Consider the following 15,890-nt stretch of genomic DNA (forward strand, 5'->3'; position numbering starts at 1 on the left):
TGAAATCGAAGTGGGCGGCCATCTCCTTGACCTCGCGATAGATCCTGTCTGAACGGCTGATTTTTTCGTCATTTTTATAGCGCCTTGAAAAAAAACCGACGGGCGCGCGAAGACCTTTTGTTCCTGTATCTATTTTGACGAAACAGAAAATGCATTGCGCATAATTTTGAATGATGCTCTGTATACAGAATAAAACACAGTATTGCGTATCGATCGGATCGTCTCCGTTCGGGGCGACAGCCGCAGGGATAGACAGAAGATGAACGAGCAGACGGGGAACGCACAGAACGGTGCACAGGCAATGGTGCGCATGCTGGAGGCGCATGGCGTGAAGCACATCTTTGGCCTATGCGGTGACACGACGTTGCCGTTCTACGATGCCATGCGGGAGCTGAACCACGGCATGACCCATGTGCTGACCCGCGATGAACGCAGCGCCACCTATATGGCCGATGGTTATTCCCGTGTCACCGGCCGCGTCGGCGTGGCCGAAGGGCCGTCGGGGGGCGGTGCCACCTATATCCTGCCGGGACTGATTGAGGCTTCGGAAAGCTCTTATGCCGTGCTGGGCATCACGACAGATGTCTCTGTTGCCTCCTATGGGCGTTACCCGCTGACTGAGGTGGATCAGGAGGCGCTGATGCGGCCCCTGACCAAGTGGAACACCGTGATCCGCCGTGCCGATCACATTCCTCGCATGGTGCGGCAGGCGTTCCGCGCCATGACAACCGGTCGCTCGGGGGCGGCGCACCTGGGGCTGCCCTACGACATTCAGTATGACGCGGTACCCGAGGCCGATATCTGGGCTGATCCCTCTTTCTCAAGTTACCCTGCCTATCGTATGGGACCGGATGATAGCGCGATCCGTGCGGCGGCGGATGCCATCCTGTCGGCCAAACAGGCGATCATCGTCTGCGGTGGCGGTGTGGTCATTTCCTGCGCGATGGACGAACTTGACCGGCTGGCGACACGGCTTGATATTCCGGTCGCGACCTCTATTTCAGGCCAGGGGTCCTTGGCGGAAACCCATCCAAACTGCGTCGGTGTCGTAGGCTCTAACGGTGGTACGGACGAGACGTGGGAGGCGATGGCGAACGCTGACCTCGTGATCTTCATGGGGTGCCGTGCCGGGTCCACGACAACGTCACGATGGGAGGCGCCAACGGCGGGCACGCGCGTTGTGCAGTTCGACGTGGATCCCATGGTTTTGGGCGCTGTCTATCAGATCGAAGTTGGCGTTCCGGGTGATCTGAAACTGTCCTTGGCGGCGCTGAATGCCGAGCTGGACCGGCGTGGACAGGGGAAAGAAAGTTTTGGCGGGGCGGCAGCTGTGGCCGATATTCGCAAGCGCAAGTTCGACCGTTTCGCGGAACTGGCAGACAGCAACGAGGCGCCCATTCGTCCCGAACGCATCATCGCCACGCTGCAGAAGGTGCTGCCCGAGGATGCAACGGTCGTGTCCGATCCCGGTACATCCTGCCCATACTTTTCGGCGTATTACACTCTGCCGAAGGCGGGTCGGCATTTCATCACCAACCGAGCGCATGGCGCGTTGGGATATTCAATGTCAGCCTCTCTGGGTGCTTGGTTCGGTCGGCCAGACTCCAAGGTTGTCGCGATGATGGGCGATGGATCCTTCGGCTTTACCGTGGGTGAGCTTGAGACCGTCACGCGCTGCCGCGCGCCGATCACCTATATCGTCTTTTCCAATTCCAATTTCGGCTGGATCAAGGCGAGCCAGCATGACGATTGCGATCAGCGCTATTACAACGTGGAATTCAACCGGACCGATCAGGCGGCGGTCGCTGCGGCTTATGGCGTCAAATCATGGAAAGTTGAGGACCCGGACAAGCTTGAAGCGGTCCTGCGCGAGGCGATTGCCCATGACGGGCCGACGCTGGTCGATATCATCTGCCAGCCGCTGGAAGAAGCCCGCGCACCAGTGCGGCGCTGGATGGGCTGACGTCCCACGAAAGATAAAACAAAAAAACAACAACAAGGAGTTCAAGGATATGACAGTCAAAACGACCCTCAAGGCCGGTCTGGTCGGCGCGGCGCTGTTGCTGCCGTTGGTGGCACAGGCACAGGACTATCCGCAGCGCGACATCATGCACATCATGCCTTGGTCTGCCGGCGGCGGTACCGACACGGTGATGCGCAGTTTCCTGAACTTTGCCGAAGAACCGCTGGGCGTTGGCATCAACACCCAGAACATCACTGGCGCGCAAAGCGGGGTGGGCACCATGCGCCTGATGCGGTCGCGCCCGGATGGCTATACCATCGGCTCACTTACCTGGGACAGCGTGATCACCGTGCCGCAATTCGATCTGGTTCCGGGCTATGACACCGCGAACCTTTCCTATATCGGCTCGGTCACCGTGCATCCCACGGCATTGGTGGTGAGGGCGGATTCGCCCTGGAACACACTTGGTGAATTTGTCGAGGCGGCCAAGGCGACGCCGGGCGAGCTGACCATTTCCAACGTCGGCACCGGTGGTGTCTGGCACCTTCCGGCACTGGACTTTGCCGATACGGCAGGCATCGACGTGCGGCATGTGCCCTATCCCGACGGGTCTGGTCCGCAGCGCGAGGCGCTGCTGAATGGTGAGACCGATGCGGCCAGCTTGTCGGTTTCTGCCGCCTATCCGGCCATTGCCTCGGGCGATTTGCGCGTGCTGGGCGTCATGGCCGACGAGCGCAGCGCCGATGTGCCGGATGTGCCGACTTTCAAGGAGGCTGGATATGACGTGGTCTGGGGCAGCTTTCGCCTGCTTGCTGCGCCTGCCGGGACACCTGAAGACGACATCGCCGCGCTGGTGAGCGCCTTTGAGCAGGTCTTTGAAAACCCCGCGTTTCAAGAACTTGCGGAAAAGACCGCGATGGGGCCGCACTGGATGGGTCCTGAAGAGACAACGACCTATGTTGCCCGGTCGCAGGAACGTGCATTTGCGCTGATTGGCAGCCTGATCGAACAGGGCATTCTTGAGCAGTAAGGCAAACCGGGGGCGCTGACCGCGAGTTGGCGCCCTTTTTGCGGGTCGGCCGCCGGCCTGCCAAAACATCTTACCCTGACAGGGAATACGCGCATGTCGCATTACCGTTTCAACACTCAAGCGGCTTTCGCGATCTTTCTGATCGTGCTGACAAGCATTTACGCCAGCCAGATCCTTGAGCTTGGCATTCCCTTTTCCACTGGAGGAGAACCGGGTCCGGCCTTTCTGCCTGTGGCGCTGTGTCTGTTCATGTATCTCGCGGGGTTGCGCATCCTGCACGCCCAGCTGACAGAGGTGGAGCCTGTGATCGACGAAGAACCCAAGTCGGATACCGTGCCGCGCCTCGCACAGGTCGGACCGCAGGTCGTGCTGGTGCTGACGATGCTTTACCTTCTGGCTTTTCCCTGGATTGGGTACTTTTTCAGTACAGTTTTCTACACACTGCTGATCGCGCTGTTCTTCAACTATGAATTCTCAGGCAATTGGAAGGATGCGGCGTGGAAATCGGCGCTGACGGCGGTGGCGATCACTGCTTTTGGCTGGTTGTTCTTCGTGCAGCTTTTCGGGTTGTTCCTGCCGGTTTGGGGGGGCTGAAGCAATGCTTGCAGACCTTGGTGGCGGTTTCGCCGCGCTCTTTCAACCGATGACCTTTTTGTTCCTGGTGGGCGGCTTCATGTTGGGGCTGTTTTTTGGCGCTATTCCCGGCCTCACGGCGACGCTCGCCATCGCTATCCTATTGCCCTTCACCTTCGGGATGGAGGTAACCCAGGCGCTGGTGATGGTCATGGGCATCTACATGGCGGGCATATACGCCGGATCGATCACCGGTATCACCGTCAACATCCCCGGCGCGCCGTCGGGCGTCATGACCAGCTACGAAGGTTACGCCATGATGAAGCGGGGCGAGGGGCCGCGCGCGCTAGGCCTTTCTGCCTTTGCCTCGCTCATCGGTGGGCTGGTGGGGTCTGTGCTGCTGATGTTTCTGGCCGAACCGATCAGCCGGGTCGCCTTGCTGTTCCAGACGCCGGACAAATTCTCGCTCGTGCTTCTGGCGATTGTCACCGTGACCATCGTCAGTTCAGGCTCGCTCTGGAAGGCGTCGATGGCGATGGCGATCGGGCTTGCCATCTCGACCGTGGGGATTGATCCTATGGTGCCGGTGGGCCGGTTTGACTTCGGCAGCTATTACATGATCGAAGGCATCACGCTACTGCCCGCCGTGATCGGCTTGTTCGCCATCTGCGAACTGTTCGTTCAGGCGGCAACCCCCAGCAAGATCGCCTTTGCCGACGCACCCGAAGTGCACAAACGCCTTGGACCGCGTGACTTCATTCCCAGCCGCGCCGACCTGCGTGAAGTGGGGGCCGCGACCTATGCCAAAAGCTCGGTCATCGGGGTGCTGATCGGGATGCTCCCGGGTGGAGGTGCCTCGATGGCCTCCTTCATCGCCTATGCTGAGGCCAAGCGTGGGGCCCGCAAGCCCGAGGAATACGGTAAGGGTTCGATCCAGGGGCTTTCGGCATCGGAGGCCGCGAACAACGCCATGTGCGGCGGGGCCATCGTGCCGCTGCTGACCATCGGAATTCCGGGGGATGCGGTGACAGCTATCATCTTTGGCGTCTTCCTGATCCACGGCCTCGTGCCAGGACCGGGGTTGCTTGCCAACAGTTTCGACGTTGTCGCGCCTATGTTTGCGGCACTTGTTGTGGCTTCGCTGCTGATCTTCGTCTCTGTCCTGCTGTTCGGGCCGCTTTACATGCGGCTGGCGCGGATCAACCGGGGCATCCTTTATGGCGTGATATCCATGGTGTCAGTGGTGGGTGTTTATGCCTCGACCTATTCCATGTTTCAGATGTGGATGGCGCTGGCCATCGGCGCTTTTGCGTTCGGGTTCCGTCGCTTCGGCTATCCCCTCCTGCCGCTGCTGATGGGCATCATTCTGGGCCCGTATTTCGAGGAGTTCCTGCGCCGGTCACTGATCGTGTCCGAAGGCAGCCCGCTGATATTCCTCACCCAGCCCTTCAGTCTTGCCTTTCTTCTGCTGACGGTTCTCTTCATCTGGTTGCTGCGTATCCGCCCGGCGCGGCGCGCAAAACAAGGACTCCGCCCATGACCCATCCTGTCACCGGTATCGACCATGTCCTGATCATGGGTGAAGATCTTGACGCCGCTGAGGCGCAGTACAGGCGGCTTGGTTTCACTCTTTCGTCCCGTGGCATGCATCCGCCAGCAAAAGGCACGGCAAACCATACGATCATGTTGCAGCACGACTATGTCGAACTTCTGGGTATCCTGCAGCAAACCGATCTGAACCGCCCGCGCTTTGAGGCGGTGAAACGGGATGGGCCGGGGCTGCATGCGGTCTGTTGCCGGATTGAAGATGCGGAGGCGGCGGCCCTCACGCTGTCAGATCTGGGCATTTCCACTGAGGTGCCAAACAGTTTTGAGCGTGCCGTACCGTTGGCGGATGGAACCACGGGGCGAGCCGCTTTTTCGACCCTGAATTTCAGGAAATTGGATGTGCCGGTCGGCCTGCTGTTCATGTGCCAGCACAAGACACCGGAAACCGTCTGGCTGCCGGACCTCATGCGACACGCGAATACCGCCACAGGGATTTCTGCGTTGAAGGCGGTTTGTGCCGCGCCCAGTGCCGAGGCCGGTCGGTTTGCACGTTTCTGGAAAGACGCCAGCGTGACACACTTTTCGGGTGGAGCCTCTGTCACTACGGGCACGCAGTCGGCGCGGCTGGATCTGATGGAGCGGACAACGCTGGAGCAGAGATACCCGGCGGACTGGATCAATGCGACGGCCCGCGGCGGGTATGCGGTGCTGCAGATCAGCGTTTTGTCCATGGGCCAGGTGCTTGAGTGTCTGGAGCGTGCAGGGATTAACTCTCGTGCCACTGCAGAGGGACATGCGGTTGCGCCTGAGCTGGCGGGGGGGGTAATACTCGAATTTGTGTGACCTGACGATTGGCTTTGCCTGCAAAAGGGCGCTTTGGTCGCATCGAGATGGTGCAAACGAAGACTGTTGTGTGCTGAAATAGCTCGTGGCGCGGCGGTCTCGCTAGTTATGCGTCCTCACGATATGGCCTGCCAGAAAATCGACCCAAAGTATCAAGATCTGAAGCAAAAGGGCCTATGTTCGCCGGAGGATGGAGCGTTTTTTCTGTCGATGGGTATGCCGCTTGCCGGAAAGCCTACCATCAGGCAACTGTTTTGCATCGAAAGTCTTTACCGGCCGCCTTGCAGAGCGATGTATAGTGTTCCATGCGAAGTTGGGGTTAATGCAAAGGCCATGACTTCGTCACCGCTCAGGTCGTCGGAGCAGCAACCGAGCTAACTGGGATCGCCATATGGATCAGAAACCCACCCTGCGTGCGGTTGTGCGCCCCTATTTCACCGCCGTGTGAGCGAATGGCGCTCGATGCGATCGCAAGCCCGAGGCCAATCCCTTGGGACGCAATGGCGTTGTCCACGCGAACAAAGGGGTTGAAGATCTTCTTCAAATCCGTTTCGGGTACTCCCGGCCCTTCGTCAGCGATCTCAAGCATGATGTATTCGCCAACCCGGCTTCCGGTGACAGAGACGGTTCCGCCTTGCGGCGAATGGGACAGGGCATTCCTGACGACATTTTCACAGGCGCGGTGCAGCAGTTCCGGATTGCCCAGAAGTTCCAGCGTTTCGCTCCCCCGATACCCTACGCTTACATTCTTCAGTCGGCCTTCGAAATTTGCATCCGCGATAATGTTCTCGATCAGATCCAGCAAGTCGATCCTTTGAACTTTGCCCTGTTGTTCGCCCTGTTCGAACCGGGCCAGCGTCAGGATTTCGTCAACCAGATGGTCGAGCCTCGCAATATCGCCCTCCATGCGGCCGACCAGGGACGCGCCCCGGGCGGGGTTCACCTCGATCAGCCCGACGGCGGCATGCAGCCGGGCAAGCGGCGAGCGGATCTCGTGGGAGATGTCATGGAAAAGGCGGTTGCGGCCTTCGGACAGAGCCTGCAACCGCTCTGCGGCGAGGTCGAAATCTCTGCCGAGATCCTGAATTTCGCGATTTGAGGTGCGCAGGCCGTCTAGAATGCGGGTGTCGAGACGGCCTCCGGCGATCGCCTTGAGGCCCCTGCTCACATCACGGATCGGTCTGGTCAGCCACCTCGAGAGGAAAATCGCCATGATCGCGCTGATCAACGCGCCCAGTACCAGCGGCATCGTGGCCGGCTTCAGAAGGGAAAATGTACTGACCTCAGGACCCGTGTAGATCAGTCGAAAGCAGCCATTTTCGGTCCTGCCGATTGCATTCGGCTCAGCACAATCGGCATTGTCCTTGAGCACATAGCTCTCATGGGCGGGTGCGATCTGGCGCCAGAGTGCCCGCACTCCTGCTGAGCCGGAGTTTGTGTGGACAAGCGTCAACTGGCTTTCGAGAAGTGCTGTTTCTACCCTAAGCCGGATGTCCTGGGGCGGCCTCAGATCCACCAGGTTCACCAGTATGGAAAAGAGCAGCAGGGTGAGCAGGTTTGCGCACCAGAAGAAGGCAAAGACCCTGACGATCATGGCCGGTCATTCCTTGACAAGAACATAGCCCACGCCGCGCAGGCTTTGGATGGGGGATCGGCCGTCCTCAAAATTTCCGATTTTTTGCCGGATTGAGGACACATGCACGTCAACGGCGCGGTCGTAAGAGGCGAGTGGGCGGCCAAGCCCCTGTAGCGAAAGCTCTGCACGCGACACTGGCCGACCGACCTGTGCAATCAGGACATCGAGAATGTTGAACTCGACCCCGGTCAGCGCGATCGGGATATCGGCCCATGTGGCGATGCGGCGATGCCGGTCTATGCTGAGCGGCCCTTCACGCTGAACGCCCGAATTTTCGCTCGCCTTCTCCTCCACTGGCAGGGTGCGGCGCAGGATGGCGCGGATCCTCGCGGCCAGTTCGGCTGGAGAGCAAGGCTTGGCAAGATAGTCGTCCGCACCCAGATCGAGCCCTGCGATCCGGTCGGCCTCGTCTCCGCGCGCGGTCAGCATCAGAACCGGAACCGAGCTTTCCGATCGGATGCGGCGCAGCACCCGCAGTCCGTCTACTTTCGGCATCATGATGTCGAGGACGACGATGTCGGCGCGGGAATCCACGATGCGTCCCAATGCGCGCTCGCCGTCCTGAGCGATGGCCACACGAAAGCCCTCCTGTTCCAGATACTCTCCGAGCAATCCAGTCAGTTCGGAATCGTCGTCGATTAGCAGAATGTTTATCATGGTCGGCTAGTCCTTCTGCATCGACCTTAACGCCAAAGCAGGGTTCGGATAGCCAGCTTTTGATAACTTTGCAAAGACTTGACACAACTTAACATTTCCCTGCGGCATACCGACCCCAGTGAGTATCGGAGCCGATGAATGAAAACTGCCCTTGCCCTTTTTGGTGCCTGCGCGCTGGCTGGGTGCAGCGTGCCGCTGATCCAGCCCGATGCGGCACAGGCCGTCGCGGACCATTATAGCACGTCTGTGCCCCAAGGCGGCGTAACTGTGGATGTGAACTGGTGGTCCCGTATCGGCGATCGGCAACTGACCGAAGTGCTGTCTCTGTCCCGGACGAACAGTCCTGATCTGCGCAGTGCTGCGGCGAGCGTGATGTCCGCTCGGGCGCAGGCCGGGCAGAGTCGGGCCGATCTTTTTCCCAGTGTGACGGGCACCGCATCTGCCACCGCAACCGAGACGGAACTGGAGGGGCGCAGCAACAGTCGTTCCGCGGCTCTGGACGCCAGTTGGGAAGTCGATCTTTTCGGAAAATTGCGCAACAGCGCGCGCGCTGAAACCACACGGGCCCGGGCGGAGGAGGTTTCGTACGCTGGGTCTTATGTGTCGCTCGCGGCTGAAGTGGCGAATGACTACGTGGATTACCGGGCCTGTAAGCTTGCAGAAGCCGAGTACCGCGATGCCCTGGCTTCACAGCAGGAAACCGTGACGGCGACAGGCAGTCTTGTGAACGCGGGGATGAGTGCATCCTCGGATCTGTCGCTCGCGCGGGCCAATGTGGCGAGCGCCGAGATCAGCCTGACGACACAGCGGGCCGACTGCAAAGTGGCCGCACAGAGCCTGACGAAGGTGGTCGGCGTGTCCCAGGGGCAGATCGACGCGACGCTCGCAAAGGGTGGCGGACTTCCTGCGACAAAGCACTTTCGGGTCGCATCCGTACCCGCCGACATGCTGCGCCAGCGGCCTGACGTCATCGAGGCTGAAAAGCGCTTTGCCGCCACACTGCTCGACCTTAAGGTCGCTCAGGCGGGCCTTTATCCCGCGCTGGACCTTAGCGGCAGTGTCACGCACTCAGATTCGAAGTCGTGGTCCTTTGGCCCGGCGCTGTCGCTACCAATTCTTGACGGCGGCGAGTCCCGGGCAAAGGTCCGCGTGGCGAATGCGGACGCCCTGATTGCAGCCGAGAGCTATCGCTCGACCGTGCTGACGGCGGTGGCAGAGGTCGAAGGGGCGCTTACCCGCCTTGAGGCTGCGCGCGCAAATCTGACCAGTGCCGAAAGTCTGGTGCAGCAATATCAGGCTTATTTCAATGCGGTGGACGAAGATTGGAAGGCGGGCGGGGTCTCCCTGCTCGACCGGGAAGACGCGCGCAGGCAGGTGCAGTCGGCCCGGATCACCCGCATCAGCCAGCGCAAGGAGCTGCTGGTGCAATGGATCACGCTTTACAAGGCAGTCGGAGGTGGCTGGGTGCCATCGGCGCCTGCCGTGCCAAGTCAAATTGAAAGCTAAAAAATGACCGGAAAAAGAAAACTCCTTCTGAGTGGCGTGGCCGCTGTCGTTGCCATTGGCGTGGTGGTTCTGGTGCTGCCGATGACCAAAGAAAACGACGCCGCATTGGGTGTTGCAGAGACGACGCAAAGTGCTGCTGCCCTCACAGTTGCCGTGACAACACCCCAGAGGGATGTCTGGCCGGTGGAGGTGCAGGCCAACGGCTGGCTCGCGGCCTGGCAGGAAGTGGTGATTTCCGCTCAGGTGGGGGGGCAGATGATTGTATCGGTGAATGCTGACGTCGGTGACACCGTGGCCGAAGATGACGTGCTGAGCGAATTTTCCCGCGGATCGCTGGAAAACGACATCCAGCAACTGGAGGCTGAATTGGAATCGGCCCGTGCGTCCGTCGAACTTGCGACCACCGATGCGGACCGCGCACGCAAACTCAGCAGCGGCAGTGCGATCTCGCAGCAGCAGGCCGCAGAATATCTCTCGACAGAGCGCAAGGCAAAGGCCGATGTGTCGTCTGCCGAAGCGCAGCTTGCCTCGGCCAGGCTGGACCTCGACCATACCGTCGTGACGGCTGTGACCAGCGGCGTGATTTCCTCTCGCAGTGCCGCTATTGGCGATGTGGTGAGCGCGGGCGCAGAGCTTTTCCGCATGGTGCGCGATGGGCGCGTGGAATGGCAGGCCGAGCTGCCGCTGAACCAATTGCGCAATGTCGATGTCGGCACGCCGGTCAGCATTCCCACCCCGATCGGCGAGATCGCCGGTGAGGTGCGGCGGATCTCGCCCTCTGCCTCGGAAAGCAACGGACGGGTGATCGTTTATGTTTCGCTGACGCCGCCCGACGGCACGGTACAGCCCAAGACCGGTATCATGATCTCGGGTGTCTTCAAGATTGGTGAACGTGAGGCCGTATCGGTGCCCTCATCCTCCGTGGTCATGCAGGACGGTTTTTCCTACGTCTTCACGCTGGAAGACGGTGAAACGCCAACGGTATCGCGGGTGCGGGTCGAGACCGGAAGGCGCCAGGATGACCGGGTAGAGATCACCAGCGATCTGTCGGTCGATGCGCGGGTTGTACAATCGGGTGGCGCGTTTCTGTCCGATGGGTCGGTTGTGCGGGTTGCAACGGCAGCGCAGACTTCCGACGCCACAAATGTCGCAACAGGTGAGGCAGAGCAGAACGCTGCGGCTTCCATTGAAAACCAAGTAGAGGCCGACTAATGAATTTCTCCGCTTGGTCCATCAAGAACCCGGTTACTCCGATCCTCGCATTCGCTCTGCTGACCATCACCGGACTGATGGCCTTTAACCGGCTCGACGTGCAGAACTTCCCGGACATGTCGCTGCCGACCATCTCGATATCCGCCAGTCTCGACGGTGCGGCAGCCGCCCAGCTTGAAACCGAGGTCGCGCGCAAGATCGAAGATCAGCTGACCGGGCTCGATCAACTCGACTCGGTAACTACCACAATCACTGACGGTTCGGTCAGCATTTCTGTCGCGTTTCAGGTGGGCAAGGATGTGCAGGTTGCTGCGGACGAAGTGCAGTCGAGCGTCGATCAGGCCCAGGGCGATCTGCCTGACGAGATGGACGCCCCCACTGTCTCCAAAACCACGCTGTCCGGCGGACCGCTGGTCACCTATGTCGTCAGCTCTGACAAGCTTGACGACGCTGAGCTGAGCTGGTTCATCGACAACGATTTCAAACGCGCGCTGATGTCGGTCGACGGCGTCGGCGAAGTGGGCCGACTGGGTGGGGTTGACCGCGAGATCCGAGTCGAGCTCAACCCGTTGCTGCTGAACGGTCTGGGCCTTTCTACCTCTGACGTGAATGCCCAGCTTGATGACGTGCAGCGGGATCTCTCCGGAGGCAAGGCCGAGATAGGCAATGCGTCCCAGTCGGTCAGGGTGCTCGCCGCCTCGGAGAGCGTCGAGGATCTGCGCGCGATTCCGATCCCGCTGCCAAATGGCAACTGGGTGCGGCTTGATGAGCTGGGCACCGTCACCGACACCTATTCTGATCTATCGTCACTGGCCTATCTGAACGGCGAACCGGTGATAGCGGCACAGATCAAGCGCTTGACGGGCTATTCCGACCTCTCCGTGACCGAAAACGCGCGAGAGGCGGTCCGAGGGTTTGCGGCTGAAAACCCCCAAGTAAAGATCACCGAAGGCTATAACACCATCCTGCCGACCGAGCAAAACTATGCCGCGTCGATGGACATGCTTTACGAGGGCGCGGTGATTGCCGTGATCGTGGTGTTTCTGTTCCTGATGGACTGGCGCGGCACCTTGCTGGCTGCAATCGCCCTGCCATTATCGATCATCCCGACATTTCTGGTGATGGATTACATGGGCTACTCGCTCAACACCGTCACCCTTCTTGCCCTGTCGCTGGTGGTCGGCATCCTTGTGGATGACGCAATCGTCGAGGTCGAGAACATTGAGCGGCACATGCAGATGGGCAAGCCTGCCTACGAGGCTTCGATGGAGGCCGCCGATGAGATCGGGCTGGCCGTGATCGCCACCACCTTTACCCTGATTGCAGTGTTCCTGCCCACTGCCTTCATGGGCGGGGTCATTGGCATCATCTTTAAGCAATTTGGCATAACGGCCTCGGTCGCGGTGTTCTTTTCATTGCTGGTGGCCCGGTTTGTGACACCTATGATGGCCGCCTATATGATGAAAACCAAGCCGGCCGAAGAGGAAAGAGACGGCATTCTGATGCGCAGCTACCTGACCGTGATCAAGGGTGCGTTGAAGCATCGCTGGATCCCGGTGCTTGGCGTGACACTCTTCTTTGCGCTGACGGTGATGATGCTGGGTCAGCTTTCGACCGGCTTTTTTCCGGCCTCTGACGACAGCCAGACCCAGGTCAAGATCACCACCGCGCCGGGCACAACCATCGAAGAAACCGACGAGGTCTCGCGTAAGGTTTCCAAGGCACTGGTCGATGTCGATCACGTACAGGCGGTGTTTCAGGCCACCGGTTCGGCTTCCAGCGGCGGCATGGGCGGCGGCGACTCAACCAGTTCCGTCACCTCGGCCACCATCGTAGTGGATCTGACCAACATCGACGACCGTGACTTCACCCAGACCGAGATCGAGGCCGATATCCGCGGCGCGTTGGAGAACATCCCCGGCGCCCGTATCGAGGTCGGTTCGGGCGGCAACGGCACAGAACTTCAGATCACTATGGCGGGCGACAACTCCGAAGCGCTGGAGCAGGCCGCGAGCGATCTTGGTGATGAGGTGAGGGCCAGCATCAAGGGGATAGGCAATGTCACGTCCTCTGCGTCGATGCAGTCGCCCGCAATAGTGATCACTCCCGACTTGGCCCGCGCCGCATCTTACGGGGTCACATCAAAAGGCATCTCCGACGCGATCCGGGTAGCGACCTCGGGCGCCTACGATTCTGCGCTGTCCCAACTGAACCTACCCGAACGGCAGATACCGATCCGGGTCGTCTTGGCTGAGCAGGCCCGCCAGAGTCTGGAGCAGATCAAGCTCATTCCGGTCGCTGGATCAGGCGGTAACGTGACGCTTGGCGCTATTGCCGAAGTGTCTCTCGGCTCTTCTCCATCCGAGATCAATCGGCTTGACCGCTCAAGGAACATCTCCGTGACGATCGAGCTGAACGGTCGGACGCTGTCTGACGTCAATGGTGAGGTAGAACAGCTCCAAAGCTACCAGAACCTGCCCTCAGGAGTGAGCTTTGTCGAACAGGGTGATCTCAAACGGCAATCGGAACTTTTCTCCAGCTTCGGCACCGCAATGGCGCTTGGCATCTTCTGTGTTTATGCGGTGCTTGTGATCCTCTTCCGGGACTTCCTGCAGCCCGTTACGATCCTAATGGCGTTGCCTCTGGCGCTCGGCGGAGCCCTATTCCCGCTGGTCATCACCGGCACCAGCTTTTCGATGCCCGCGGTCATCGGCCTGCTGCTGCTGATGGGGATCGTGTCGAAAAACTCGATCCTGCTGGTAGACTACGCGCTGGTTGCCCGCAGGTCTGGGATGACCCGCTTCGAGGCGCTGGTTGATGCCTGCCACAAACGGGCTCGACCGATCATCATGACGACGGTTGCCATGTCCTGCGGCATGCTGCCTGCAGCGCTGAGTCTGGTCGAGGGTGACTCGAGCTTTCGCCAACCCATGGCCACTGTCGTGATCGGGGGGTTGGTGACGTCGACTTTGCTCAGCCTGCTCGTCATCCCCGTTGTCTACACCTTCATTGACGACTTCGAAGGCTTTGTGACGCGGAGGTTCCGGACGTCATCAAAGGCAGAGGCAGATACGGCATGACGTGTGCCTTTGGGGCGTGAAAGTCCGCGCCCCAAGGGCACATCGGCCATCTGGAAGCAGCCTCAAGGCGCTCGGCAGACACAAACCTCAGGAAGACATCTGCAAGATCTGGGTATCTGATCCGGAACGATTAATCTTGAGCCCAATTTGCCAGATTCCTGGACTGAAGAAGAAGCCCTTGACGCAGTTTCGATGGAACGACTGACGGGGCAGATCGCCGATCTTCTGCCGAGCTGGAGCCTCCCGCCGGTCGTGGATTCCGTTCAGGCAATGCGCGGTGTTGGGTTCATCGTCGCGGTGACAGTGGTGGCCGAGGTCGGAGATTTCAGCGTTTCGACAATCCGCGGCAACTGATGGCCTATCTGGGACTGACCCCATCGGAGCATTCCAGCGGCGCCAGCGTGCGGCGGGGCGGGATTACCAAGGCGGGCAGTGGCCTTGCCCGGCGCGCGCTGATTGAAGGCGCCTGGAGTTACCGCATGCAAGCCCGCGTGAGCCCGAAGCTCCTTGCCCGACTGGAGGCGCTACCGCAGGCTGTCCGCGACATCGCCTGGAAGGGACAACTCAGGATGTGCCAGCGTTACCGCCATCTGGTTGCGGCGGGGAAGGCGAAGGTGGTGGTCATCACGGCCATCGCGCGCGAGATGGTTGGCTTCATCTGGGCGATCGCCAAAACAGTTATGGTTCCTCAAGTAGGAGCCGCCACAGTGTCAGTCTGAGAAGAGCCAACTGGCCTCGATCCGCCCGATGCGCAGGGTTGGGGGCGGAACACGGTGGGGAACCCTCGTCGCCTGTTATGGGCCGACGTCGTCGATGCCCGATCCTTAGAGCGAGGCAGCCCAAGACGAAACCACGGTCATGCGGTAACCAACCCGCGCATGAGAGTATCCGTCTTGATCAAGCACCTTTTTTGACCCAGAGGCGGTCTGCCTTGACCAGGGCGTTTGCCATTTCGATGAGCTTGCGCATGATTGCCACGATAGCGAGTTTGGCGGGCTTTCCAGCAGCACGCAGGTCTTCGTATTTGGTCTTGAGATCCGGGTTGTATCGCATAGCGACGAGTGCTGGCAGCGATCGACGGGCGCACGACCCGACATCAGGGCTACGCCTTGTCGATCAAGCACCGAAAGCGGATTGACTTGCGTCGGGAAAACGATCCCCCGGATCGTTTTCTGATCCTCCTCACCTTCGGCTGGGCCAAGACCGTGGGCGGCATGGCGCAAACCGTCTATCGCGGCGTCGAACGGGTGCGGTCCCGCTTCATCCTGACGATGGCCGCCAATAACCTGGCCCGACTGCCCAGATTGCTGGAGGTATGAAGCGGAAGACGACTGCATGAGGGCTGAAAGTCTCGGACTCTCGTCGACGACCGAAGGGCGCATTTACTCCTTCGGTAGAATATCGTTCACGCGCGTCGACTAATTCAGCGGCCTGTTAGTGGGTGGAGGGCTAAAAACAACGCTCTTCAAGCCGAAGAAGATGCGGGAGCAGAAGCCTGTCAGATTTTGACGTGAGTGCGACCTGGCAAGGCTACCCCCGTCATCAATGTTGGCGGGCGTCTCAGTACGGGATTCGATGTCGAGCAGTGTGAAAATGGACAGGGGTGTCGCGATCTTACTGGTCGATTCGAGGGGTTTCATGTTTAAGGTGTTGATTTTGTGATATAATAAAATGAAATAAAGAATAATTGCCAGAAGGTGAAAAAACGCTTGCGCAATGGTGCCGCTAACCGTAGAACCGCCCCCTGAGCTGCAGCGTAGATCACTAGCTACAACGGGTTCAGAGAAATTCGAGGGTTTGTGGTACGGTTTGCGCCGTTTAGTTAGGGCGCATATTGTACAA

General features: G+C 59.7%; 12 protein-coding genes and 2 pseudogenes. 10 read left to right on the forward strand and 4 right to left on the reverse strand.

Translation table 11 applies throughout. The features are described 5' to 3' along the window. Window positions 1-259 precede the first annotated feature (259 nt). The 5 genes from P775_RS01200 to P775_RS01220 all read left to right on the forward strand — a co-directional run bounded on the left by P775_RS01200 (window position 260) and on the right by P775_RS01220 (window position 5,957). Window positions 260-1,963, forward strand: a complete 1,704-nt coding sequence (locus P775_RS01200; RefSeq protein ID WP_218967599.1) for a thiamine pyrophosphate-binding protein — start codon at window positions 260-262, stop codon at window positions 1,961-1,963. Window positions 1,964-2,012: 49 nt separating this feature from the next. Then, window positions 2,013-2,993, forward strand: coding sequence for a tripartite tricarboxylate transporter substrate binding protein (locus P775_RS01205; RefSeq protein ID WP_099909245.1), 981 nt, complete (start codon window positions 2,013-2,015; stop codon window positions 2,991-2,993). Window positions 2,994-3,086: 93 nt separating this feature from the next. After that, complete coding sequence (locus P775_RS01210; protein ID WP_099909246.1) at window positions 3,087-3,587, forward strand: tripartite tricarboxylate transporter TctB family protein; 501 nt, start codon at window positions 3,087-3,089, stop codon at window positions 3,585-3,587. Window positions 3,588-3,591: 4 nt separating this feature from the next. Next, window positions 3,592-5,106 (forward strand): tripartite tricarboxylate transporter permease, encoded by a 1,515-nt coding sequence (locus P775_RS01215; RefSeq protein ID WP_099909247.1) that lies wholly within the window; start codon window positions 3,592-3,594, stop codon window positions 5,104-5,106. Beyond that, window positions 5,103-5,957 (forward strand): VOC family protein, encoded by an 855-nt coding sequence (locus P775_RS01220; RefSeq protein ID WP_099909248.1) that lies wholly within the window; start codon window positions 5,103-5,105, stop codon window positions 5,955-5,957. The genes P775_RS01215 and P775_RS01220 overlap by 4 nt, the downstream gene beginning before the upstream one ends. A 349-nt stretch (window positions 5,958-6,306) precedes the next feature. Here P775_RS01220 and P775_RS01225 read toward each other — a convergent pair whose 3' ends face one another. Both P775_RS01225 and P775_RS01230 read right to left on the reverse strand, forming a co-directional pair. Further along, window positions 6,307-7,551 carry a HAMP domain-containing sensor histidine kinase gene (locus P775_RS01225; RefSeq protein WP_099909249.1) on the reverse strand — a complete coding sequence of 415 codons (1,245 nt, stop codon included), beginning with the start codon at window positions 7,549-7,551 and terminating at the stop codon, window positions 6,307-6,309. 6 nt (window positions 7,552-7,557) lie between these two features. Beyond that, the gene (locus P775_RS01230) at window positions 7,558-8,250 is read right to left on the reverse strand and encodes a response regulator transcription factor (protein ID WP_099909250.1); all 693 of its coding nucleotides are present in this window, start codon (window positions 8,248-8,250) and stop codon (window positions 7,558-7,560) included. A 138-nt stretch (window positions 8,251-8,388) separates the two neighbouring features. On the opposite strand from P775_RS01230, the gene P775_RS01235 reads away from it, so the two are divergent. The 4 genes and pseudogenes from P775_RS01235 to P775_RS01250 all read left to right on the forward strand — a co-directional run. Then, window positions 8,389-9,756 (forward strand): efflux transporter outer membrane subunit, encoded by a 1,368-nt coding sequence (locus P775_RS01235; protein WP_099909251.1) that lies wholly within the window; start codon window positions 8,389-8,391, stop codon window positions 9,754-9,756. A gap of 3 nt (window positions 9,757-9,759) precedes the next feature. After that, window positions 9,760-10,968: an efflux RND transporter periplasmic adaptor subunit gene (locus P775_RS01240; protein WP_099909252.1), complete on the forward strand. Its 1,209-nt coding sequence runs from the start codon at window positions 9,760-9,762 to the stop codon at window positions 10,966-10,968. Beyond that, complete coding sequence (locus tag P775_RS01245; protein WP_099909253.1) at window positions 10,968-14,048, forward strand: efflux RND transporter permease subunit; 3,081 nt, start codon at window positions 10,968-10,970, stop codon at window positions 14,046-14,048. Before P775_RS01240 ends, P775_RS01245 begins: the two co-directional genes overlap by 1 nt. A gap of 195 nt (window positions 14,049-14,243) precedes the next feature. Next, window positions 14,244-14,767: pseudogene (locus P775_RS01250) on the forward strand (transposase); the annotation flags it as partial. Window positions 14,768-14,945: 178 nt separating this feature from the next. Here the strand turns inward: P775_RS01250 and P775_RS01255 are convergent. Then, complete coding sequence (locus tag P775_RS01255) at window positions 14,946-15,101, reverse strand: hypothetical protein (RefSeq protein ID WP_245875516.1); 156 nt, start codon at window positions 15,099-15,101, stop codon at window positions 14,946-14,948. 14 nt (window positions 15,102-15,115) lie between these two features. On the opposite strand from P775_RS01255, the pseudogene P775_RS01260 reads away from it, so the two are divergent. Beyond that, window positions 15,116-15,367, forward strand: a pseudogene (locus P775_RS01260) (IS5/IS1182 family transposase); the annotation flags it as partial. A 99-nt stretch (window positions 15,368-15,466) separates the two neighbouring features. Here P775_RS01260 and P775_RS28385 read toward each other — a convergent pair. Beyond that, window positions 15,467-15,890, reverse strand: a 424-nt coding sequence (locus P775_RS28385; RefSeq protein WP_218967600.1) for a hypothetical protein, incomplete at its 5' end; no start/stop codon positions are given.

It is taken from the genome of Puniceibacterium antarcticum, from assembly GCF_002760615.1.
GTDB lineage: Bacteria > Pseudomonadota > Alphaproteobacteria > Rhodobacterales > Rhodobacteraceae > Puniceibacterium > Puniceibacterium antarcticum.